The organism is Lewinella cohaerens DSM 23179, from assembly GCF_000379805.1.
GTDB lineage: Bacteria > Bacteroidota > Bacteroidia > Chitinophagales > Saprospiraceae > Lewinella > Lewinella cohaerens.
This window is the reverse complement of the sequence record NZ_KB903548.1, coordinates 53,782-77,785: the sequence shown is the minus strand read 5'-3', so window position 1 is coordinate 77,785 and position 24,004 is coordinate 53,782. Positions and strand designations below refer to the sequence as shown.

Genomic DNA, 24,004 nt, shown 5'->3' with positions numbered 1-24,004 from the left:
CAAAATCTCTATACCCTTTACCTCGTACTTGATACAGTGAGATTTGCCTTATGCCCTTTGCTTCTTAGGAACTCAAAAGGCAAATCTCACTTTAACTTAATCATTCGTCTCCACATCCACCGTAGCGAAACTGCCAAAAATATTAGAGGCCACGCCAATCCTGATACCCCAATCTTGATATTTACCATCCTGGAAGCCAACAATAGCCTCTACCCGCAGGAAGCGCAAGATGTTGTCGATGCTGTAACCGACCTCGGTATAGTGATTGCTTTCAGGAGTGTTGAGATAGTTGACGAAAAAGTTTTCTCTAGCCCCCGTCATTTGTATTTCCCAAATTTGAGTTAGCAAAAAGCGGCGAAATTGGTAGTGGGCATGAGCAGCCAACCAACGATCGCTGGTGCTATAGGTGTAGTAGGGCAATAAGCGAAACGCTCCCACAGGGTCAGCAGTTGTAAAAATCATCTGGTTGCCTGCAAAGTGCTGGTAATCGGCCAGGCCTACGTAGTCGTTGTTTACATAAAGCCCCATGTCTAACTTGAGGTCAATTTTACCACGGGCGCCAGGGCGGATGGTATGCCGGTAAGTAAGCCCTACCCTTTGGTAATCGGTAATACTTTCATTGAGGTCAGGGATGCCTTGGCGGTAGTTGAGTGTAAAACTAGGCGAGGAGCCCTCTACCGCAGAACGATTGCCATTTCTAATGCTGTATTTTTGCCAAGGATTGAGGGTGAATGAAAGGTCCAGCGTTGCTGCCTTCTCGGTTTGTGGGACCAAGATTGGAGCTTCCAAAATCAAAGGTACATTGTCTGCGTATACTCTACTTTCGGAGTTGATCCAAGTTTGGCCAGTTGTGTTTTGGAGGGTACGACGGTCAGCCCACTCTACCATTACGCTGGCCTTGGCCGTTTCGCGCCAGTTTTTCCGCCAGTTGGCACCCATGAATTTTTTCTCGTAAATATTTACGTAGTTGCGTTCCCCTAGTAGCGCGTAAAAAGTATTGAACAACTGGTTCACGGGCCGTGGTTCGTTGTATTGGGTGACCATGCGACCACCGCTCAATCGGAGCAAATTGCGGCTGTGATCTGGCCCAAAGCGGTAATCAGCATCGCTGTCCCAAGTCAGGCGATCCCACGAAAAGCCATAGCGTGGTGTTAGTGCCAACTGAAAGCGATTACTTTCACCGCGCTGGGTGTAACGTAGCCGGGTTTCCAGCCAATAACCTTCTACGGGGTTGAATCCGGCATTGTGTAGGCCATCATAATGGATGAGTTTACCTTCGCCTAGCTTAAGGTTGGTACCACTGATGATATTGAAAATCGGAAATTTGTTTTTCTTCTTACCGGCGTTCTTGACGCCATCAGCAGCCTCTTCTTCGGCAACTTTTGCGGCAACGGTTATCGAATCCTGTACTTCATAACCACGTACTTCCGCCTTGGTAAGCGGAATAGGGCGAATAACAGCCCAATAGCTAGAGTCACGCTTGGTGGCGAGGGAGTCAATCACTTGAGAATAGTTAGATACAACTTCGGGTTCTTCCTGTTCTTGTTGTTCTTCTTTTTCGTACTCCCGCATCATCCGGCGAAGGTCTTTTCGACTCAGTTCCTCGCCGCTGTTTAGTTTTTCGTCAATACTTGCCAGGTCTTGTCGATCTTTTTGGCGGGCTTCTGCCGTGCGGGCCAGTTCGCGGTCAATTTTTTCATCAATCACCTGAAAATCTACATCCAGATCAGGATTGATCCTTACTTTATAGTCACTGACAGAGGCTAGGTAGCGGTAATCAAAACCAAAGCCGAAAATTTTACCAGTCACTAAAAACTTATGGCTCACTGGTAGCCATACACTCTCTTCCACAGGGGCGTATACTTGTTTGATATCAAAGCGAATACCTAGTTTGTAAACTTCAAGCTCCAAACTGTGGATGCCCCATAAATCTTCAATAATATAGATGTAGCCCGAGAAAACATTATCGCCGCGACTACGTGGAGTGACTTTGATTTTATTGACATTAAAACCACGGTCATTAAAATATCCGGCAAGTTCAAACTTGTAATAGCCAAAAGCTTTGGTAGAAAGTGGAGATACCGCCTGTGCCACATCAGGCTCATAAAAACTACCGTAAATATAACCGTTGGGGCTAGAGCCATTGTCTTCTCCTTGGGTGTTTACTGATATAACCTTTTCGCGAAAGGTATTGGGGCGCTCGTACTCAATAAGGGAGACAGATTCCGAGGTGAAAGCTGTTGTTGAGTCGGCTTTTACGCCTTCTTTTTCTAGCATTCGTCGTGCTATGCCAGGGGTGTTGAGCAATCGGCCAGAGCCCTTGATGTAAACCCTGGCTTCGTAATAATCTACCTGCTGGCGATGGAAATCTGCTTTTGCAATGGCTTTTCGCATGACGGTATACGCAGGGTCTTCCCCTCCATCAATAATCTCTACCGCATCCAACTCGAAAGTTTGAGCAACCAGCTGAATATTTAGCTCTTTCATGTTTTGCCCAATACTCACGCGTTGCACCTGCGTTTCGTGCCCCAAATGCTGAAATACTACGCGGTAATCACCAGGCAGCATTCGAAATTCATAATAGCCCTCGATATTGGTGACGGTGCCCGAACCAAGTTCGTCAATATAAATCGTGGCAAACTCAAGTGGCTCTCCGGCTGCGTTGCGGATAAACCCTTTTATTCCACCAGCGGCATAAATGCTACTGACGATAAGGGTGAGAAACAATAGGGTTGTAAACTTACGCATGAATTACAGATTTTATGTAGGGTTGACTTTTAATTAGGATGCAAAATAGTTGCTCTAGGTTCGTCAAACAATATCGTTGCTAATCTACACCAGGTCAAAAAAAGAAGACAGCTTAATGATTCTTTAAGACAAAGGGAAGAAAAAGGATTATTAGTTGATTTGCACTAACAATTCCTTAAGAGGGCTATCATTGCAACAAGCGCCAAAGTAAGACTGTTTATCATCTTGCATCTGAAGTAGAGTTTTCTAAATTAGTATTTTTACCTAATCGTTAGTGACTCTTTAAGTTGGATTTGTTGGGGGGAGGTGCCAAAAATAGGAAGTCGGACCAAAGAAAACCCTCAAAGTGAAACTCGTCGAGCAACCAAGTAAAGGAGACTTGAAAATAATTCAGAGAAGAAAATAGAGATATTATGTTCGGTAAAAGACGCATGTTTAAAGTGCCCGTGCACCAGAAGTTTGATTACAAACCGATGTATTACGATCCGAAAAAGGAAGAACTAGAAGAGCGGATCAAAGGTTTGAAAGAGTTACAGAAAGACGATGTTGAAGGAGCCAAGGCACGAATTGCCAGCGGGATGCGGAGTAGCTATTTGGCCGATCAGCAGTATCGCAAACGGCAGGTGTTGCGCTCTAATCTGGTCTTGGTAGGTGTAGTAATTATGTTGATTGTCTTGGGCTACCTCCTTTTAAATGTATATTTGCCTGACTTGAACAAATTTATTCAGTAAGCTTTTTTGCGCAATACGTAGTTATTAGATGTCAGATATTATCCAGCTCTTACCAGATGCTATTGCCAGTCAGATTGCTGCAGGAGAAGTTATTCAACGCCCTGCTTCGGTCGTCAAGGAATTGATGGAAAATGCTATTGATGCTGGTGCTGATCACATCCAGTTGATCATTAGGGAGAGTGGGAAAAACCTGATTCAGGTGATCGATAATGGCTGCGGTATGTCGGAAACAGACGCCCGTATGTGTTTTGAACGACACGCGACAAGCAAGCTGCGGGTTGCGGATGACCTTACTCATATCCGCACGATGGGCTTTCGTGGCGAGGCCATGGCTACTATCGCGGCCATTGCCCAGGTAGAGTTAAAAACTCGCCGCTATTCGGATGAATTGGGCGTGCGTATACTGATGGAAGGCTCTGCGTTGAAATCACAGGAGCCTTGCCAAACGGCTTCTGGAACTTCTATATCCGTTAAGAATTTATTTTTCAATGTGCCTGCCCGTCGTAATTTCCTGAAGTCGAACTCTGTGGAGATGCGGCATATTCTCGATGAGTTTCAGCGAGTAGCTTTGGCGCATCCTGATATATTTTTCAGCCTGCACCACAATGATTCGGAAACTTACCACCTGCCCGTTGGGAATCTTCGGCAGCGGATTGTCGGTATTTTTGGTAACAACTACAACCAGCGCTTAGTACCGGCTTCAGAAGAGACGGATATCTTGCAATTATCGGGTTTCGTCGGGAAACCTGAATTTGCCAAAAAATCAAGAGGAGATCAATTTTTCTTTGTCAATAGGCGCTACATCAAAAGTAGTTACCTGCATCATGCGGTCATGTCGGCCTACGAGGAACTGTTGCCACAGGGGGTTCATCCTTTTTACGTTCTATTTCTCAATATGGATCCTGCTCGCATTGATGTGAATGTACACCCTACAAAGCAGGAGATTAAATTTGATGACGAAAAACTAGTTTACAATTACCTCAAAGTTGCAGTTCGCCATGCTTTGGGGCAATACAGTGTGACTCCCACGCTTGACTTTGAGCAAGGAGGCAGTTTCTCGTCCACACGTATGAGCCCTCCTCCAAGGGTGGAGCGATTCAACACCATTGAGTCTAGCGCTACAGCAAAACCAGGTACAGGGGTTCCACGAAGTAATAGTGGCGCTTCAGGTTCTTCTGATAGTAGTTTTCGAAGAGATAAAAACAACCTGGAAAACTGGCAAAAGCTTTATGAAGACCTCGGTGAAGGAGAGGACACAGCTCCTGCTTTCCCAGAAACGGAAGGAGGAGATGGAATGATTACCATCGAAAGCAAAATGTCGCAAGACCTCCCCCTTGGCCCCAATGCAGAGCAAGGATATCGAGAGGACAAGAATCCTTATCAATTACATCATCGCTACATTGTCAACTCCATCAAGTCGGGTTTTGTCTTGATTGATCAACAGGCAGCACACGAGCGTATCCTATACGAACAATATTTGCAAGCACTGGAGCAACAAAAAGGCGTAAGCCAAGGGCAGCTCTTTGCCCAGACGATCGAACTGAGTCCAACAGATGCTGTTCTGCTCAGCGAGATGTTACCAGAATTAAAACTTTTGGGTTTTGATATCGAAGAATTTGGCCAAAACGCTTTTGTTATCAATGGTTTGCCTACAGAAATTGCAGGAAAACAAAACGAAGTAGCCATTATTGATCAATTGATTAGTCAATACCGGGAACAACTCGATCTAAAATTAGGGACCAAGGAGACAATAGCCAGAGCGATGGCCCGCAGTGCGGCAATAAAGCGCGGCAAACGCTTGGATGTTTCCGAAATGCAATTAATTATTAATCAGCTTTTTGCTTGTTCAAACCCCATGCGTAGCCCTAGCGGTCGTTCCTGTTACCTGACGTTTTCATTAGACGAGCTAGAGCAGAAGTTTGCCGAATAAGGGGCTACCTTGGTAAGGTATAGGGGGCTTTACAAAACAAAAACGACTTTTGTAAGCTTATTAGTTAACTGTAGACTTACAAACAATCATACCTGTTCAACCATGCGAATAACTGACGTAGCCAAAAATTTGCTCATCATTAACGTCTTGTTTTTTCTGGCGGGGCTCATTTTTGGTAATGAGCAGATGCTAGATTTGATGGCTTTGCACTACCCGGCTTCGCCATTGTTCAAGCCCCTACAGATTGCCACGCACTTTTTTATGCACGGTGGTATGCTGCATTTGTTTTTCAATATGTTTGCGCTGGTGCTGTTTGGTTCTTCTCTGGAGGCGCTTTGGGGCCCACAGAAATTTTTGTTTTTTTACTTTGCATGTGCTATTGGGGCTGCCGTTTTACATATGGGGTTTACCTGGTGGGAGATGACGAGTATAGAGAACGCTATAGCGCTTTTTAAGGAATATCCCACCTATGCCAATTTTGATAACTTCTTGGAAGCCAGTAGGCTCAATCGAGATTTTCTGAACCAGGATGCACTCAATCAAATGAGCCGTGGTATGACTCCACAGATGATAGGAGAAGCAAACGGTGTGATTAGTGAAATCTACAATGGCAAGCTCAATATACCAATGGTGGGTGCCTCGGGTGCTATCTATGGGTTATTACTGGCCTTTGGGATGTTGTTTCCGGAAAGGGAGCTCATGTTGATTTTTCTACCTATACCAATCAAGGCTAAGTATTTTATTCCGGTGTTGATGCTGATTGAACTATATCTAGGNCTTAATCAGTTTTCTTGGGATAATATTGCTCACTTTGCTCACTTAGGAGGGGCAGTTACAGGATTCTTCTTAATTTTGTACTGGCGAAAATTTGGTAGCCGCTGGTAGAGAAAACGCAAAAGAAAGCATCGTTTGTTTTTGTAAGCAATACAGAAAATAACGACCGTAGGTTTTTTTGTTAAAACTTACTGATTGTTATTTCGTTATCATAATAGGTGACAAGCTAACTTTTCTGGCCTGACAGTAGAGAAGTCCCCTAGGTTGCCAAGATGCTTCGCCATCTTTTAATCATTTTGAACGTTCGTATAACGAGTAGACCAAAATCCGACATGTTTAGGTCCATCTGGGAAGATATAAAACGAGAATTCAGTTACGGCAATATGGTAACCCGCCTGGTTATCATCAATGCTGGTGTATTTGTTGTCATTAATTTGATTTGGGTTATCCTTCAAATAAGCAATGGTTACACCTCCTCACCTCTTTACAGAGAAATACTTTCGCTCTTTGCAATGTCTTCCAATTGGCTGGATGTCCTTGTCTATCCATGGTCGATTATCACCAGCATGTTTCTTCACGAAGGGTTTTTCCATATCCTCTTCAATATGCTTATGCTCTATTGGTTTGGGCGCGTCATAGGGGATTTAGTGGGAGATCATCGAATACTTCCTTTGTATTTGCTTGCGGGCTTGGCGGGGAATTTGACCTATTTTATCTACGCCAACTGGATTCACCCTTCTCCGGGCATTGCCTACGGAGCAAGTGGTGCCGTTATGGGCATTGTGATTGCTGCAGCCGTGCTTGCACCAGACAAGGAGATGCGATTAATCCTACTTGGTGATGTAAAATTAAAATACATCGCTGTCGCACTTCTACTCATTGATGTTATTGGTATAGGTGGCTTGGATAATACCGGAGGGCATTTTGCTCACCTTGGCGGCGCTGCTTTTGGTTGGTTTTTTATTCGCCGATTACAGCAGGGGGATGATCTTTCTGCTCCTGTTAATAACTTTATTCATAAAGTAAGAGAGTTTTTTCGCGGACTGGGACAGGATCGGAGCAAAAAGAAAGAGCGGGGTGGCCCAAGGGTGGCTTATCGCAACCCAAATAATAAAAAAGAACAGGCTACACGTAGTAACCGATTCACTCGTCGTAAGACAGAAAAGAAAACCGGAGGAACGCCTGGAAATGGCCTTTCTCACGAAGAAAAAGTAGACGCTATTCTGGAAAAAATCAAGGAGAGTGGCTATGAAAAGTTAACAGAGGAAGAAAAAAAATACTTATTCAACGCCAGTAAGAAGTAGCTCTTGATCCGCTTATCCCACCTTATTCTAGTGATTGTCACCCTGGCATCTTACTTGCCTCGACTCATTAATCCAGATGTTTTTTGGCCGATAGCATCTATGGGCTTGTTAGCACCCAGTCTGTGGGGACTAACATTTCTTTTTGCAATTTACTGGTTGTGGAAAAAAGACAACGCTGTTTGGCTTTCGGTGATAACCTTGCTACTAGGGTGGGATATGCAGAGTAATGCTTTTGCTATTCCAGATGGAGGCGCTACAGCAGCTACCACAACAGTTAAGGTCGCGTCCTTAAATGGTCATGGTTTTCGAGAGCAAACAGATGAAGATATTGCCACGTTTTTGAAAACATTAGATGTAGACGTACTTCTTCTCCAGGAATTTAGAATCAGAGAAGAAGGAAATGCTCTAGCAAAGGAAATTCAAAAGCAAGCGGAGTTTCCTCACGTTTATCGTGAAAAAGAAGCCCAGTTGGCTGTTTTTAGTCGCTACCCATTGAAGAATGGAGAAATACATTATTTTTCTAATCGTGTCAATGGATATCTTATGGTTGATGTGGTAACAGAGGAAGGAACGTTTAAACTTATCAACGCTCACCTTCAAACCAATGGTATTTCAAATTTAGCTAGCCAAGTAACACAAGATGGTAGCCTTCAGGAAAAGAAAACATGGCAGAAAGTAAAAACCATGTTTGGCCGCTATGGCCGTTCCAATAAAGTACGGACCCAACAAGCCCGCAAAATTCTTGCTGCTAGTCAAAAAACAAGTTTACCTGTACTGCTAGTAGGTGATTTCAATGATATTCCTACTTCTTACCTCTACGAACTTTTTCGGACTGAATTTGAGGATGCTCACTTGGCACAGTCATGGGGGCTGGGAACAACTTATGAGGGCTTACTTCCTGGTCTACGCATTGACTACATCCTGCCGGATGCAGATTTCACAATCTATGATTTTGACCGAATTCCCTGTTCTTTTTCTGATCACCAGGCAATCCGGGCAGAAATTAGCCTTCAAAAGCACTAATCCTTTTCAAAAAAGCGGTTTGAGCCAATTCTGTTGTTATTTTTGCGGAAATATTGATAGGTGGGGACAAAATGACCAAAAAATTGGTTAGCAATAAATATCTCCTTCTAAATAAGGAACAGCACCCAAAAAAGCTGAATACATGAGTCAGGATTTAATTGTTCATAACAGCCTGAAACGGCAAAAAGAAGTTTTCACCCCTCTGGAAAAGGGATACGTGGGTATGTACGTATGTGGACCAACCGTCTACAGCGATGTCCATTTGGGAAACTGCCGCACCTTTGTCAGCTTTGATGTGATCTACCGTTATTTATTGCATCTCGGTTACCGGGTGCGCTATGTGCGGAACGTAACCGACGTGGGCCACCTTACTGGTGATAGCGATGACGGAGAAGATAAAATGTCGAAACGTGCTAAGCTGGAGCAGCTGGAGCCAATGGAAGTGGCCCAGAAGTACACGATTGGTTTTCACGACATGATGCGTATTTTTAATACGCTTTCTCCTAGTATCGAACCTCGTGCTACAGGGCATATTCCTGAACAAATCGAAATGGTACAGGCTATTCTGGACAATGGTTTCGCCTACGAAAGTAATGGGTCTGTCTATTTTGATACCCTTAAATTCGCTGAGGAGAAAGGGATTTACGGAGAACTATCTGGCCGCAAAATCGATGAGCTGCTGGTAGAATCTCGTGATGATTTGAAAAATCAGGACGAAAAACGCCATCCTGCAGATTTCGCCATCTGGATGAAAGCATCACCGGAGCACCTCATGCGTTGGAACAGCCCCTGGAGCGTAGGTTTCCCTGGTTGGCACCTTGAATGTTCTGCCATGAGCAGAAAATACCTCGGTGAACAATTTGATATTCACGGTGGTGGTAGTGACTTGAAATTTCCACATCATGAAAATGAAGTAGCGCAAAACGTAGGCGCTTGTGATTGCACGGGTGCCCGCGTCTGGCTGCATACGAATATGCTGCTGATGAACGGCCGCAAGATGAGCAAAAGTGATGGCAATACGGTCACGCCTGATCAGTTGTTCACGGGAGATAGTCCCCACCTTTCTAAAGGTTACAGCCCGATGGCGATCCGCTTCTTTATGTTGCAAAGCCACTATAGTTCGACCCTGGACCTAACCGACGAAGCATTGCTGGCTGCAGAAAAAGGCTACAAGCGTTTGCTGGAAGGCTATGACGTACTAGGTAAGCTAAGCGGAGCTAGTGGTGCTGACAGCGATGAACTGGATAAAGAAATCAACCAACTCATTGACGGTGCTTTCGCCGAAATGAATGACGATTTCAATACGCCTAAAGCACTGGCTCGACTTTTTGAACTGGTGAGTAAAATCAACAGTTTTAAAGGAGGCCAGCTTTCACTAACTAATATTAGTGCTGCGACGTTAGACCGCCTCCAAGCGAGTTTCCGGACCTTCATTTTTGATATCTTGGGTCTGGTAGACGAAGCATCTGCTGATACCGGAAATGGTGATGCCATGGAAAGTGCGATGCAACTGATCCTTGATATTCGTCAGGATGCACGAACGAACAAGGATTGGGGGACTTCTGACAAGATTCGCGATGCACTCAAGGCTGCCGGAATCGTAGTGAAAGACGGCAAAGACGGTGCTGAGTGGAGTGTGGAGTAAGTTTTAGGTACTTGGTACATTGTACTGAGTACATTGTACCAAGTACCTTTATATGATCTATATTATTGCCGTAATTGGTGCCTTCGTGGCCGGAGCCATCAATACCTTGGCGGGGAATGGGTCCGCTATTACACTTACTATTCTTACGGAAATGCTAGGGCTGCCAGGTAATGTCGCCAATGGCACTAACCGTGTAGGGATATTTACCCAAAGTGCGGCCGGGAGTTGGGCCTTTTACCGCAAAGACCGGCTCAATATTGGCAAAAGTGGCCTCTACATTGCACTAACAACCGTTGGAGCCTTCATTGGTATTTACGTAGCATTAAAAGTCAGTAATGAGGCCTTTAAGGAAGTTTTTCGCTTTCTTTTGGTGCTGATGTTATTCGTTATTCTGGTGAAACCTGCGCGTTGGTTACGAGAAGATACCGATGCCAGGGAGTTGCCTTTATGGATAAGTATCCCCGTGTTTTTAGCACTGGGTTTTTACGGTGGTTTTATCCAAATGGGTATGGGGGTTTTTTTTCTGGCAGCGATGGTGTTGGTTGCCCACTACAATCTCGTAGATAGCAATGCTGTGAAAGTGGCTGTGGTAGCCATTTATACATTAGTAGCAGTACTCATCTTCGCCTGGCAGGGCCTCATTGATTGGAAAATTGGCGGCCTGATGGCTATTGGGCAAACGGCTGGCGGTTACCTTACTGCCCGTTTTGCAGCGACAGATCCTCGCGCCGGGAAATGGGCTTATCGAATCTTGGTAGTGGTCGTCATTTGGGCCATCCTACGCATGTTTGGCGTGACGGCCTGGGTGTGGAAGTTGTTTGTTTGACCATAGACGGCCATGATCGTATATCTATGCGGTAAAACTATCTTACCCCAATAACGTCACCTCCGTTTCTGTGATATGAATAGCCCGTAGATCACTAGCGCGCTCGTCGATATCTGCTGCCGCGTTTTCCAGGCGTAGTACGCCGCGTGGGCATACTGCTGAGCAAACACCACAACCAACACAAGAAGAACGGACGATATCCTGACCACGCTGGGCGTAAGAACGTACATCGATGCCCATTTCGCAATAAGTAGAGCAATTACCGCAGGAAATACACTGCCCACCATTAGTTGTAATCCGGAAGCGTGATTTGATGCGCTGGACTAATCCCAGGTAAGCCGCCAAAGGGCAACCAAAACGACACCAAACGCGGTTACCCATCAAGGGGTAAAATCCGGTGCCGACCACGCCAGCGAAAATCGAACTGATGGCAAAGCCGTATACCGAGCGGACATCGTAGTGGCTAAAAGAGGCAATCTCATTGCCTGTATTGTTGAACGCCAGTAGTTGCCAGCCAGCGATTGCGCCAAAAAATACCAACGCAGCGGTGATAATTTTTCGTGGTGACTGAGCTGGGTTCTCTTTGCGGTGAAGGAGCACCAAACTACCGATCACCAATCCGGCCAATGCAATCATGACCCAGCGATTTATTTTAATAGTAGCCTTGTAATTTTCGAGAATGAAGTGATTGTAATTCAAAAGAACAATTACCCCGATAGCCGCTACCCACATCATGATCATCGCACCTTTAGGGAAGATGTCAACTTTCTGGTTACGTGCAAAAACGTAAGCGGGAAGTGCGATCAATAATGCAGAAACGAAGTAGACAAAATTGGTTTTATTCAGCCAGCCTTCGGCTTCTGTAGCCAAAGGCAAGTAACTGTAAACGACAATGACGGTCATCACAACCGAGAAAACAAGTACAGCGTGAATGGTCCAACGTTCAATCTGCCAGGCTTGGGTAGATTTATCACTAAGCTGGCGGTAAGGGTCGCCGAGGGTCTCTGCCAAGCCACCACAGCCACATACCCAGGAGCAATACCAGCGTTTTCCGTAAAAGTAAGTGATGAGAGGCACTGCGACCACCATCAGGATGATACCCCAAAAAAGCAAGAATAAACCAAAGCCTCCGGAGCTGGTAAGTTCATTGATGTTATAATCGAAGAAGAAAGAGTAGTTCAGTGGCCAGATGTTCTTGAGGTCCATGCTAGGCTGGTTCAAGGCCGACATCAGTTCAGGCAATAGGAACGCAAAAGTCGTTTGGAAAAACATCACGGAGCCTGTCCGGATCATTTGGTAGCGGTTGTGCCGGTATTTGATAATCATCCGAATTCCCATTACCAAGATGGCAATGGTGTATAGCAGTCCATACAAAAACCAATTGCTTGCTGGGCCACCGTTGAGGGCCATACTGATAGGGTCAACCATCAGTATCCAATTGACCATGTGCTCAGGGTAGAAATAGAGCAGAATGTAGAAGCCAATTAGGAAAATACCAGCCGCAATGCCTAACCAGCCGCGACTGTGCAAGCTGCTGTGGTAGATATGGTTGTTTTTGATACCTGCGTGTTCGCGTCGCCGGGGAAGGATATATAGCAAAGCGCCGATGATACCCAATACGATACTTAGTAGAAAAAACAGCCAGGTATTTCCTGGTAACAAGCCTGTACTGGAAGCTTTGGTCACCGGGAAAATTAATCCCTTTAATTGCCAATCTTGTAATAAAGAACTCCAATATTCGCCATCACTTTTAGTGAGGCCCTTTACTTCTTCGACATCCGTTTTAATGGCTGTCTGCGCGTCAGATAAGACCTTTTCAAAAGCATCTAAAAAAGCGAAACTGTTGGGGTATGACTTTCCTGCCATTTGTTGGGCACTCTGTTCTACGAAACCGTAGTGATAATCATTACCCAGGCTATCTTTTACAGCAGTTAAAGACAATTCGTAGTGACTAAGTGTTAAGGAGCCAATGAATACCGCCAGTGCAAAAATAAAAAGGCCTATGCCAAGGTATTGCAAAATGTTCTTTTCGGTGGATTTCCCGGACATGAAAGGTGGTTTTTATAGTGACAGCAGACAAGTTACACAAGCATAAGCAGTGGTGGTAGTATCAGGGGCTTGTTATCTGATCGAAGTGTCCGCCTGGCTACTCTTGGAAAAGGTACATCTTCTGCGGTAAACAGAAAAATCAACTTTGGAATGAACACCATTATTACCAGTAAAGGAACTAATCGCTTATCTTTGCGCCTTCTATCAAGCAAGTCCTTTTCTGTTGATGCAAATCTACAGGAATTAAGAACATAGCCATGGCACAACAAAACGATCAATTTAAAGCGCTGGTAGCGCACTGTAAGGAATACGGATTCATCTATCAGTCGAGTGAAATTTACGACGGCCTAAGTGCCGCTTATGACTACGGCCCCTATGGTTCGTTGCTCAAAAACAACCTCAAGGAGTACTGGTGGAAATCTATGGTGCAGATGCATGATAACATTGTAGGTATCGATGCGGCCATCTTTATGCACCCCAAGACCTGGAAAGCTTCTGGCCACGTAGATGCTTTTAATGATCCATTGGTAGATAACAAGGATAGTAAAAAACGCTACCGTGCCGATGTTTTGGTGGAAGATTACATGGATAAGATCGAAGCCAAGATCAACAAGGAAGTCGCAAAAGCACGTAAGCGTTTTGATGACTTTGACGAAGCGATGTTCCGTTCCACCAATGGCCGGATCGTGGATTATCAAGCAAAAATCGACGAAGTTGCCAAGCGTCTGGCTACCGCCATGACCGATGGAGACATGGAGGGCTTGAAAACCTTGATCGAAGACCTCGATATTGCGGATCCAGATACGGGTAGCCGAAACTGGACGGATGTTCGTCAGTTCAACCTGATGTTCTCCACTCAATTGGGTAATATTGCTGGCGAGGAAGGTAAACTCTACCTACGCCCTGAAACAGCACAGGGTATTTTTGTCAATTTCTTGAACGTACAGAAATCAACGCGTCAGAAATTGCCATTTGGTATCGCACAGATCGGTAAGGCTTTCCGTAATGAGATTGTGGCTCGTCAGTTTATCTTCCGGATGCGGGAGTTTGAGCAGATGGAAATGCAATTCTTTATCCAGCCGGGAACGCAGAAAAAATGGTACGACTACTGGAAAGAAGCCCGTCTCAAGTGGCACTTGGCTTTGGGGACTTCTGCCTCGAAGTACCGCTTCCACGATCACGATAACCTGGCCCATTACGCAGATGCTGCGGTGGATATCCAGTTTGAGTTTCCCTTTGGTTTCAAAGAACTGGAAGGTATTCACTCGCGGACGGATTTTGACCTCAGCAGCCATCAGGAGTTGTCGGGTAAAAAACTGACTTACTTCGATTCTACGACCAAGGAAAGCTATGTTCCTTACGTATTAGAAACGTCGATCGGTTGTGATCGGATGTTCCTAGCGACCATGAGTAATGCACTGATGGATGAGCAGGTGCCAGGTCAGGATGATCCTAATAATACGCGTACGGTATTGAAGTTGCACCCGGCATTAGCACCTATCAAGGCGGCTATCTTACCGCTAAAGCGGACAGAAGACCGGATTGTAGGCAAAGCCAAAGAGCTGTTTGATAAGCTGAAAATGGTATGTAACTGTCAGTACGATGATACAGGCTCGATTGGTAAACTTTACCGTCGGCAGGATGCGATTGGTACACCGTTCTGTATCACTGTAGACTTCGATAGCCTCGATGACAATATGGTAACGGTGCGAGATCGTGATACGCTAGAGCAGGAGAGAGTACCGATAGACAAGGTGCCTGAATTGGTACGTCAGCGTACGGATATGAGTCAGTTGTTTATGTAATGACACTCATGAATAAGTAAAAAAATCCCAAGCCTTTTAAGTAAGGTTTGGGATTTTTTTATTCTGGAATATATGTGACAGGCTTTTTGTCAAAGCCTTGCCAAAAGAGGTAATGCTTGCCAAGTTATCTTGATAGCGGTTACTAGAAGTATAAAGCGAAAAGGTAGATTGAAAAATCTACAGCCGCACCTTCACACCCATGCCAATACCAAAGTTGTGAATACGATCACGGTAAGGGCCGAGGCCATCGTTGAATAATGGCAGCGAATGGTGATAGGTAGGCTGTACGAACATGCTCCAATTAGGCGTCATGTAACGTTCCAGGCCTACGCCGAAATCTGCGTAAAGGGTAGCATTTTGCAAAAAGGAGCCTCCTTCTAGCCAGCCGGCAGTCAGGGCTTTGTTTTGTAGTGGTTCGGGCTTGTCTAGCGCAGATGAGCCTGAGTTGGCATTCGGGTTACGGGCAATACCTGCAAATTCTGCTTGGTCAGTGAGGTAGTAGTTCGCACTCAGTATCAGGTTCACACTGGCACCACCCTGGGCGTACATTCTCCACTTGTCATGCAAAAGGAAATTATAACGGAAGTTGAGCGGAATATTAACGGTATTGAGTTCAAAATCACGTAATCCCAGCCCAGTATAGCCCTCCCTTAGTGTACCTGTGACATAGACTGTAGGGATAGCTTGATAACGACGAACAGCATACATCGCCCCTGTTTCTATTTCCCATTTGCCGTGTTCTACGCCTAAGGTGATACCTCCACTATAACCAAGAGAGTAACGATCATAGGAAACAACAGAGCCGTCTTCCAATTCTTGAGAAGGCGTAATGACCCGGTTGTAATCAGGAGAACCAGCAAAGCCAATTCGGAGAAAAGTTTTTCGCTCCACGGGGCGGATAAACTCCAGTAACTCATTTGGGTCACCATAGTTAAGCAGAGCTGTTTTTCCGCCATCAAGTGCAGCAAGTGCTCCTTCTTTATGAAAATCATCACTTGGTGTGCTGATCGTTTCCGTTTTTTCAGCGAAAAACTGTTTGAGTTGCTGTTGTGCATCGACTTCGTAAGGAATTCGACTTAAGTCATTGGCTGGCAGCGGTTCAGCACGAGCGAAAACAGGGCGTTGAGCAACCTCTTTAAGCTGATTAACTTCCTGGAAATGTTTTATTAAATCACTGTCGCTTTTTTCAGCAGCTAAAGTACCGGCTGTTGAAGAGGATGCAGCTTGATCATCAGAAACAAAACTACTTGCAATGGCCGAGGACTCATCCTGATCGTTAGGGGACGGTGATGGAGCAGTAGAAGCAAAAGGAATGCCAGGAGGAGGAGTTGCAGGAGGAGTGGGTGCAGTAGGAAGATGCTGCCAAGCGGTAATAAAGAGCAAAAGCAGGAGCGACAGCTCCATAATCTTGTAATGGGTAATAGCTTGTATACGTCGGCGCTCTAGTTCAAGGCGAGCAGCGAGTATTGCCCATGAATTTTGTTGATAAGGGACATGCATTCGCTGCAGGCGTTCACCTATTTCTTCATCGAAGGCATCAGCAACATCGACTTCATCAAGGCGGGCAGCCAGTTGATCCCAGCTTCCGGGTTTAAACACAGGTTTAACCTGGTTTACCTTGTTCCGAATGATTCGGTCCAAATTGTTATTTCCCTTTTCCACGTCCATGTTGTCCTTTCAGTAAAACCTGCAATTTAGATCTGGCTTTTACCAGGTTTGATCGCGAGGTACTTTCTGTAATTTTCAATTGTTCTGCGATTTCCTTGTGCGAATAACCTTCAATAACGTAGAGGTTAAATACGGTTCGATAAGCTGGCGTTAGTTTTTGAATAGCAGCCAGAATTTCTTGCTCGCTACACTTGCTAATCGCGTCAGCTTCGTCGGTGCTCAAGTCAAAAGCCTGATCAATGTTTTCTGTTCGCCGGCGTACTTTACGTCGGTAATAGTCAATGGCAGTATTCACCGTGATTCTGCGCATCCAAGCGCCCAAAGAGGTGCCTGGTTGATATTTATTAATACTGCGGAAAATTTTAATAAAACTTTCATGCAGTAAATCCATCGCTTCGTCCTCATGGTGCGAATAGCGCAAACAAATGGCCATCAGCGGACTGTAGAATTCTTCATACAGTACCTGCTGAGCCCACCGCTCTTTGCGGACGCAAGCGCTAATTAAGTCGCGCTCATTATAGTTGATGGACAAGGCGATTTCCATAAAACCAAGTGCTTGGGCAATGTGTCGTTAAACAATACATTGCGAGGTCCTCACCAAAGATAAACGAAAAAAGCCATTGTTACGCTGCTTGTACAAGGCTTTAACGTCTTGCCAGTGACGCATAATCTAAAAAGTAAATGACCTTTATAGAAACACTATTGTCTTGCGGGGATTGAAAAAGGCCATCCAGGTTACGGAAATAATCAGGAGAAATTTCTTCGCTTTCGCTGAATAAACTGTTCTTCCAGACAACAAAAATATCGGAACCAGGAGCAAAACGCCAGCGATAAATAAGGTCTATGTTGAAAGCATCAAAGTCATTATTATGTTGGCCACTGTAGTTGGTGTCAATTAATTGCCCATCATCATCTAACTGATGAAAACGCTGGTAATCTACGGTAGACCAGTAATGTCGCATGCGACAGCTAAGGGTCATATTGGCATTAAAAGTGTAATTGGTACGAAAAAAGGTTTCGACAGTTTTGCGGTTACGTCGACCAAAGAAAATATCCTTCCGGATACTGGTTTGCCCTGAAATAGGATCGATGACTTCGGTTTCCTGGTCATTAACATAGCCGGCATCGTTGTGACTGAGGTTTTGTTCTACGCCAAAGTTGAAATTAAGACGATCGCTTACCCTGAAACGAAGGCTTACTTCTCCGGAAATATTGTTCCAGTTGTTTTCTGTAGCTGCCCAGTAATTGCCGTTCAGAGAAACTCTCACTCGCTTTCGGCGATCAGATCCCATCCAAAAACCAGCACTTCCTGAAGCAGGAAGACGCCAAACTCGGCCATCCTCTCTAGCTTCAAAATAGTTGTTTTCTCGGGAGGGAGATAGGTTAAACCAAATGTTGTAGTTCCAGAAAGATTTACTCTCTGCGTATGTCCATACATTAAAACCCCAGCCGGTGTATACACTTGGCTTATAAAGCCGATTGTAATTTGCAAAAAGCCCTATGCCTCCTCGGTTAAACCGACCAAATGCTTCAAATTGATTGTATTCTATGAAGCCACTGAAATTGCGTTCATTGTTGTTATTGAGGAAACCGAGGTCATTGGGGTCATAGGTGTCACTTTCTTCGGAGTAGTTTAGGCCAGCTTGAATCTTGCCGCTTGTTTTTCGTAAACGAAGAGCAGTAGTGTGTCCGAGGTCGGTTTGCTCAGTGTAGTATTTTTGACTCACTGCGACCCGCCCACCGATGGAATAAGTATTGGCTTTGTTGCGTAATAGGAAGTCGGTGCCGGTAACGTTGGCATCGTAGTGGTCGCCTTCCCGAAGAACGGTCGTGTTGATGAGGGTAGCGTAAGAGTTGTGGGGTAGATTTTGATCAAGAACGAGTACATTATAATTGGTCAAAGGGTCAGAAAGGACACTTGTTTCACCCAGCTCGGTATCTCTAATTCTGGCATAGGTACGGCCCGAAGTCGCATTGAAAAAACCTACGCCAAGTCCTTTTGCTGTGCGCCCGGAAACTTTGGTTGCGTTATACAATTGAGTTTGTGATGGGTTGCTTAGAATATCTTCCTCTGCGTATTCATCAGTAATATTGCCATAATTGAGTGGCTGGCCGCCAATACGCCGGGAATAGAAAAGGCCACCTTTGTTGAAAAGCTCGGTGCCTTCTGTGAAAAAGGGGCGATTTTCGTTAAAACGAACCTCAAAAGGAGAAAGGTTGAGCACTTGATTGTCGGAGGCTGCTTCACCAAAATCAGGAATGAGCGTCATGTCCAGCGTAAAGGCATCGGATAAACCCCATTTGATATCCATACCACCATTAAAACTATGCCCGTAGGTGTTTACCGTTTCGGCGGAAGCGTCGTGATGTTGTTGCCCATAAAAAGCAATGAAAGGGGTTGCCTGCAAGCGTACAGGAGAAGAGATGTTTTTCAATCCGGTAAGGTAGCCTGCCTGATTGAGGAAACCATTAACCTGTGGATCAACCTCACTCCAAAAGCTTTTTTCCTGCGTAAGGGCAACCGAGCGTACCAGGTTTAGGTGCCATATTTGTTCTTCTGTTTCCGGGAAACGGAGGGCAGAATAAGGAATCATTATTTCTGCAACCCAGCCTTGACTATTGATATTGACCTTGCTTTGCCATACGGCATCCCAGCCTTCATCTTCCCCAAAAGTGGAATATTTGGTGTCGAATTGTACATTGGCAGCGGATACGATAAAACCAAAACCATTGATTCCGTCTCGGTAAGCGTCAATAATAACACCAAACCAATCGGTATTGGCGAGATTGTCTCGTTCGGATAATTCTTTTTGAATACCAGCAGGGGTGTCATCATACATCATGGCGCCAATATAGATGCCCGTATCGTCGTACAATATTCGCACTTCTGTCTTGGCATTGGCTGATTGCCCGGGAACGGGTCTGTTTTGGATAAAATCTCCTGCTGGAAGGGCATTTAACCAAGCTTCATCATCTAGTACGCCATCAATTACGGGGGCTTGGTTAGTAATTACAGCATTTACTTCTTTTTTATCAGGGTCAATACCGTTGGCTGCCTGCCCCAGGACAGGGAGCAAGAGCCAAAGCAATAATGTAGGGGATTTCATGAGGTTTTGGTTTTGGATATACTAGTAGCGGGTCAATATCTAATTGCGAAGAAAAAAAAAGCTATTTAGTCCTCTAAATATTTGATTGTCAAAGATGCCAATAACCGAGTGGGTGGTGCAAAAACACTACTTTCTACAACGAGGGATACTTGTAAAGGCATAAATTCAGTTTACTATGAAGTATATGAGGGGCGGGGATTTCCCAAAACTTTGTAATTTGCCCAATGATTGCTCAATGGCTACTAAACAAAGCCAGCACGAAGAGATACCTTAATAGCGACGGTGAAGCATCTTATTCCATACTTTATTCATGAGCGCCTATTGGCGAACGAACAGCAAGGTAGTTTGCGTGCGTTCACCTTGTTTATTGATTTAAAGGGATTTACACCGTTGACCGAAGGGCTGATGCGCGAAGGTAATGCCGGAGCAGAGCGACTTTCCATCGTTCTAAACGAAATCTTTGAACCCCTTATTCGCTTGGTTTACGCCCGTGGTGGTTTTATCCCTTATTTTGCGGGTGATGCCTTTACGGCTATCTTTCCGGCAGAAGATGAACGACAAAGTGCAGAAGCACTCATCCAAACCTCGGCCATGGCACGCGCTTTATTTCAGCGCCGGAAGAACCGTTTTGGAAACTTTACGATTGGCCTCAAATTTGGCCTGAGTTTTGGAGATGTAGAATGGGGTATTGTTGGTTCTGACCCTAAGAGTTTTTATTTCCGAGGGCAACCTGTTGATAGTTGTGCTTATTGTCAGACGCTGGCAGAGAATCAGGATATCGTTATTGATGGCTCTCTTTTACGGCGTTTGCCAGATCATACGCTTGAGTTAGATCCTGTGGGTGAAGATGCCTACCGGGTGACGAGCACCATTAACATTACAGGTTTTCCTCCGCCATTAGAATGCGATGAGCTAGACAGAGAGACGGCTTTGATGTTTTTACCGGAAGCCGTTGTAGATTACAAGCAGGAGGGTGAATTTCGACCAGTAGTTTCCATTTTCTTATCCTTTGATGGTGTCAGTAATCATGAGGAAATCAATGAGTTCTCGGAGATTGTTTTGCGGCAAACGGCAACGTTTTCTGGTTATTTTAAGGAAATAGACTTTGGAGATAAAGGAGGCGTCATTACCATCTTTTTTGGTGCTCCTGTAGCTTTCGAGAACAATGTTGATCGTGCGCTGGAGTTTTTGCTTAGTCTGAGGGAGAAGCTCCGACCTACCCAAGAAAAGCACGACTGGAAAATCAGGGCCGGAATGACGGTAGGCAATGCCTATACCGGTATTGTTGGAGGTTACGAACGCTGCCAGTACGCCTGTGTTGGTAACCGAGTGAACTTGGCGGCTCGCTTGATGACCAATGCGGAATGGGGCGAGTTTTTCGCTGATGAAGAAATTCAAAAAGCCAGTAGTTTTCGGTTTTTGCATACTGGAAATATCAAGTACAAGGGGATCAAAGGAAATGTACCTACCTATAAATTACTAGGGCGTAATTTCAACGTTAAACCTACCTATACGGGGAAGTTGATTGCCCGTGATGAGGAGCTCAAAAAAGTAATTGATTTTGCCGAGCCGCTTTTTGAACACAAGAATGCCGGAGTCGCATATATTTTTGGAGAAGCTGGTGTTGGTAAAAGCCGACTGACTTTTGAATTGCGCAATCTTCTTTTAGATGGCAATCGTCTTCAGTGGTTTGTATGCCAGGCCGATCAAATTTTGCACAAACCTTTCAACCCGTTCCTTTATTTTCTGCAAAATTACTTTGAGCAATCGCCCGAAGAAAACGACTTCACAAACAGGCTCAATTTTGACAACCGGTTTAGGCTGCTGAGGGAACAACTTATCGAGCTTAACACAGAAGGGGTAGAGCTTACTCTCCGAGAATTGGAAAGAACCCGACCGGTGTTGATTGCATTGTTGGGGCTTTCTTCCGAAAATTCTCTGTGGGAGCAACTGGATGCAAAGGGCCGTTATCAAAATACGATTTGGTCGATCATTAATTTATTGATTGCCGAAAGCCAGTTGAAACCATTGATTGTTGAGCTGGAAGATAGCCACTGGTTGGATGATAGTTCGGCGGAGTTGCTTCAGGAACTCACCCGGCAGATGCCTCACTATCCATTGTTTCTACTGATTACTTCCAGGTACAATGATGAGGGGTCTAAGCCATACCCGTTAACACCAACTACTGTTACTCGATTGGAGCTTCCGTATTTGGAAATAGAGCTAAAAAACCTACCGGAAGAAAGTGTACGCGTATTTGCCGAGTCGGTACTTGGTGGGCCTATCTCTGAGGCTTTTCACGCTATGCTTATTCGAACGACTAACAACAACCCGTTTTACCTGGAGCAGATTTTAGAGTATTTCACCGAGAGTGGTTTACTCACCCAGGATGAAGATAAATGGACGATCAAAGACGAAAATGTCAAGTTGTCTAATTCTATCAATGCCATTCTTACCGCAAGGATAGATCGTTTATCTGAACAGGTAAGAGAAACCGTAAAGGCGGCGGCAGTCATTGGCCGTGAATTTGACATTCCCATCTTGTCGGAAGTCATGCGTGCCCAGGGGTTATTTGCAGATCGTTATCTGGATAGTGCAGCACTGCTGAAAGAAGAAATAAAATCGGCGGAGCAGGTGCAGATTTGGATGGCGATGAATGAGTTGCGGTATATTTTTAGGCATAGTTTGTTGCGTGAAGCGGTGTATAGTATGCAGTTGCAAACACGCCTCAAACAGTTACATCGCTTAATTGCGGAGGCTATTGAAAGGATTTATCCCTGGCAATTAGAGAGCCGCTACGTGGATTTGGCTTTTCATTATGAACAGGCAGGCGTATTCAATAAAACCTGTGAATACTTACGTAAAGCAGCTGATCACGCGCGTAATAACTACCAGAACCAATTGGCGCTGGAATATTATGAAAAACTGCTCAGTTATCTCGGTGCCAAGGCGGATAGTGCGGATGAAATACAGACGCATCTAAAGCGAGGAAAGTTACTTCAACTCATCGGTAATTGGAAAGAGAGTGAGGAGGCCTTCCGTCGTTCGCTGGAATTGGCAAAGAGTTCAAGGGATGTAGTGATGATTGGGGAAGCTAATAATCATCTGGGGCACCTGCTTCTGCTTAGAGGTGAATACGATAAAGCTGCATCTTATCTTAATACAGCTGCAGGCTTGTTTGAATCAGTTGATGACAAGATTGGTTTTGCTAAAGTTAATGGTCACCTGGGGAATCTTCACCTTCGACTGGGCGAGTACCCTGAAGCGCAAGAATGTTTTGAACGCAGCTTAGATTCAGGCTACGGTACCGGGGCTTCTACGGGAAGTGCACAAGTGGTCGCCAATCTGGCGCTTACGCACATGAATCAGGGGCAACTGGAGGAAGGGATTGCTGTTGTGCGAAAACAACTGCCACTGCATCGCCAACGTAATGATAAGCAAGGTATGGCGGTTTTACTCGTCAATTTAGGCATTGTCCAATACGAGAAAGGCGACTACTCTGATGCTGGAGAAAGCTATGAAGAGGGCTTGAAATTAGCGGAAGAACTAGGGAATAAACAACTCGTCTCTATTGCGATGGGGTCGTTAGGTTTAGTGATCCAACAGCAAGGGGATTACGAGCGGGCGATGGACCTTTTTCGCAGAGACCTTGAGTTGACAGAAGAACTCGGGGATAAACAAGGTATTGCGATTGCACTGGGCCTTGTTGGTGATTTACTCAAGCTGGTAGGAGACTTTTATCCGGCTGTAGAGTATATGCAAAAAAACTTGATGCTCTGTGAAGAACTAGGCTATCAAAAGGGAATCGCTAAGGCGGTTAATACTTTGGGAGATATCTTTTTCTTTACAGAGGAATACGACCGAAGCCTACATTTTTATGATCGGGCGATTGAAGTAACACGTAAGATCAATCACAAAATTGTTCTCTGTTCCAGCTTGATAGAGAAGGGGCTTGTTTTGATAAAAGTTAAACGGGTAGCCGAGTTGTTAATAGTAGAAAAAGAAGCACTGGCGCTGGCGAAGGAATTAGGAAACCCTGATCTTATTTTTGATGCCCGTGCTTTAGAAATTCGTGCTTTGTATCTACATGGTCATACAAACGAGGCATTGTTATTACTAGATGATTTAAAGAAACAGCCCCTCAGTACCGAGCAGCAAGCTGAGGCTGCTTACATTCGTTTCATACTCTTACCAGTTGATAAAACAGCTCGTGATTTGGCTATACGCTTGTTCGAAGAGCTTTACGCTGCAACCCCTCAGTACCTCTATAAAACAAGGCTGGAAAAGCTTAGGCAAGAACGTGGAGATTAAAGTTAATTGGAAGCTTAACGGTTGATAAATATTCAGAAAGGTAATAAAAGCAGAAAAATTCAGACCTTTGTCTTTTTCTTAGC

The 24,004-nt window shown here is 44.9% G+C and carries 14 protein-coding genes; 9 read left to right on the top strand and 5 right to left on the bottom strand.

The annotated features are described in order from the left end of the window. Positions 1-96: 96 nt before the first annotated feature. Positions 97-2,748, bottom strand: coding sequence for a DUF5686 and carboxypeptidase regulatory-like domain-containing protein (locus A3EU_RS30720; RefSeq protein WP_020537196.1), 2,652 nt, complete (start codon positions 2,746-2,748; stop codon positions 97-99). Between the two features lie 413 nt (positions 2,749-3,161). Here A3EU_RS30720 and A3EU_RS0115980 point away from each other — a divergent pair, with 413 nt between their 5' ends. The 7 genes from A3EU_RS0115980 (at position 3,162) to A3EU_RS0115950 (ending at position 10,981) form a co-directional block, all read left to right on the top strand. Continuing rightward, a complete protein-coding gene (locus A3EU_RS0115980) occupies positions 3,162-3,479 on the top strand; it encodes a hypothetical protein (RefSeq protein WP_020537195.1) in 318 nt (105 codons plus the stop codon). 28 nt (positions 3,480-3,507) lie between these two features. After that, complete coding sequence (gene mutL, locus A3EU_RS0115975) at positions 3,508-5,409, top strand: DNA mismatch repair endonuclease MutL (protein WP_020537194.1); 1,902 nt, start codon at positions 3,508-3,510, stop codon at positions 5,407-5,409. A 102-nt stretch (positions 5,410-5,511) separates the two neighbouring features. Beyond that, complete coding sequence (locus A3EU_RS0115970; protein WP_020537193.1) at positions 5,512-6,294, top strand: rhomboid family intramembrane serine protease; 783 nt, start codon at positions 5,512-5,514, stop codon at positions 6,292-6,294. A 221-nt stretch (positions 6,295-6,515) separates the two neighbouring features. Next, positions 6,516-7,487, top strand: coding sequence for a rhomboid family intramembrane serine protease (locus tag A3EU_RS0115965; RefSeq protein WP_020537192.1), 972 nt, complete (start codon positions 6,516-6,518; stop codon positions 7,485-7,487). 3 nt (positions 7,488-7,490) lie between these two features. Then, positions 7,491-8,510: an endonuclease/exonuclease/phosphatase family protein gene (locus A3EU_RS0115960; RefSeq protein WP_020537191.1), complete on the top strand. Its 1,020-nt coding sequence runs from the start codon at positions 7,491-7,493 to the stop codon at positions 8,508-8,510. 142 nt (positions 8,511-8,652) lie between these two features. Further along, on the top strand, positions 8,653-10,155 hold the full coding sequence (gene cysS, locus A3EU_RS0115955) for a cysteine--tRNA ligase (RefSeq protein WP_020537190.1): 1,503 nt from the start codon (positions 8,653-8,655) through the stop codon (positions 10,153-10,155). A 52-nt stretch (positions 10,156-10,207) separates the two neighbouring features. Then, a complete protein-coding gene (locus A3EU_RS0115950) occupies positions 10,208-10,981 on the top strand; it encodes a sulfite exporter TauE/SafE family protein (protein ID WP_020537189.1) in 774 nt (257 codons plus the stop codon). Between the two features lie 42 nt (positions 10,982-11,023). Here A3EU_RS0115950 and A3EU_RS34835 read toward each other — a convergent pair whose 3' ends face one another. Further along, positions 11,024-13,030 (bottom strand): 4Fe-4S binding protein, encoded by a 2,007-nt coding sequence (locus A3EU_RS34835; protein ID WP_020537188.1) that lies wholly within the window; start codon positions 13,028-13,030, stop codon positions 11,024-11,026. Between the two features lie 257 nt (positions 13,031-13,287). Here A3EU_RS34835 and A3EU_RS0115940 point away from each other — a divergent pair, with 257 nt between their 5' ends. Then, positions 13,288-14,835 (top strand): glycine--tRNA ligase, encoded by a 1,548-nt coding sequence (locus tag A3EU_RS0115940; protein ID WP_020537187.1) that lies wholly within the window; start codon positions 13,288-13,290, stop codon positions 14,833-14,835. 177 nt (positions 14,836-15,012) lie between these two features. Here A3EU_RS0115940 and A3EU_RS0115935 read toward each other — a convergent pair whose 3' ends face one another. The 3 genes from A3EU_RS0115935 to A3EU_RS30710 form a co-directional block, all read right to left on the bottom strand. Continuing rightward, complete coding sequence (locus A3EU_RS0115935) at positions 15,013-16,434, bottom strand: outer membrane beta-barrel protein (protein ID WP_169433362.1); 1,422 nt, start codon at positions 16,432-16,434, stop codon at positions 15,013-15,015. Positions 16,435-16,480: 46 nt separating this feature from the next. Beyond that, positions 16,481-17,047 carry an RNA polymerase sigma factor gene (locus A3EU_RS0115930; RefSeq protein WP_020537185.1) on the bottom strand — a complete coding sequence of 189 codons (567 nt, stop codon included), beginning with the start codon at positions 17,045-17,047 and terminating at the stop codon, positions 16,481-16,483. A 100-nt stretch (positions 17,048-17,147) separates the two neighbouring features. Next, positions 17,148-19,610, bottom strand: a complete 2,463-nt coding sequence (locus A3EU_RS30710; protein WP_020537184.1) for a DUF5916 domain-containing protein — start codon at positions 19,608-19,610, stop codon at positions 17,148-17,150. A gap of 282 nt (positions 19,611-19,892) precedes the next feature. On the opposite strand from A3EU_RS30710, the gene A3EU_RS0115920 reads away from it, so the two are divergent. Beyond that, on the top strand, positions 19,893-23,921 hold the full coding sequence (locus A3EU_RS0115920; RefSeq protein ID WP_020537183.1) for a tetratricopeptide repeat protein: 4,029 nt from the start codon (positions 19,893-19,895) through the stop codon (positions 23,919-23,921). Positions 23,922-24,004 lie beyond the last annotated feature (83 nt).

What these genes read in the sequence shown, in the direction of transcription:
- A3EU_RS30720 (WP_020537196.1), bottom strand. Translation starts at nt 2,748, where the DNA reads ATGCGTAAGTTTACAACCCTATTGTTTCTCACCCTTATCGTCAGTAGC.
- A3EU_RS0115980 (WP_020537195.1), top strand. Translation starts at nt 3,162, where the DNA reads ATGTTCGGTAAAAGACGCATGTTTAAAGTGCCCGTGCACCAGAAGTTT.
- mutL (WP_020537194.1), top strand. Translation starts at nt 3,508, where the DNA reads ATGTCAGATATTATCCAGCTCTTACCAGATGCTATTGCCAGTCAGATT.
- A3EU_RS0115965 (WP_020537192.1), top strand. Translation starts at nt 6,516, where the DNA reads ATGTTTAGGTCCATCTGGGAAGATATAAAACGAGAATTCAGTTACGGC.
- cysS (WP_020537190.1), top strand. Translation starts at nt 8,653, where the DNA reads ATGAGTCAGGATTTAATTGTTCATAACAGCCTGAAACGGCAAAAAGAA.
- A3EU_RS0115950 (WP_020537189.1), top strand. Translation starts at nt 10,208, where the DNA reads ATGATCTATATTATTGCCGTAATTGGTGCCTTCGTGGCCGGAGCCATC.
- A3EU_RS34835 (WP_020537188.1), bottom strand. Translation starts at nt 13,030, where the DNA reads ATGTCCGGGAAATCCACCGAAAAGAACATTTTGCAATACCTTGGCATA.
- A3EU_RS0115940 (WP_020537187.1), top strand. Translation starts at nt 13,288, where the DNA reads ATGGCACAACAAAACGATCAATTTAAAGCGCTGGTAGCGCACTGTAAG.
- A3EU_RS0115930 (WP_020537185.1), bottom strand. Translation starts at nt 17,047, where the DNA reads ATGGAAATCGCCTTGTCCATCAACTATAATGAGCGCGACTTAATTAGC.
- A3EU_RS30710 (WP_020537184.1), bottom strand. Translation starts at nt 19,610, where the DNA reads ATGAAATCCCCTACATTATTGCTTTGGCTCTTGCTCCCTGTCCTGGGG.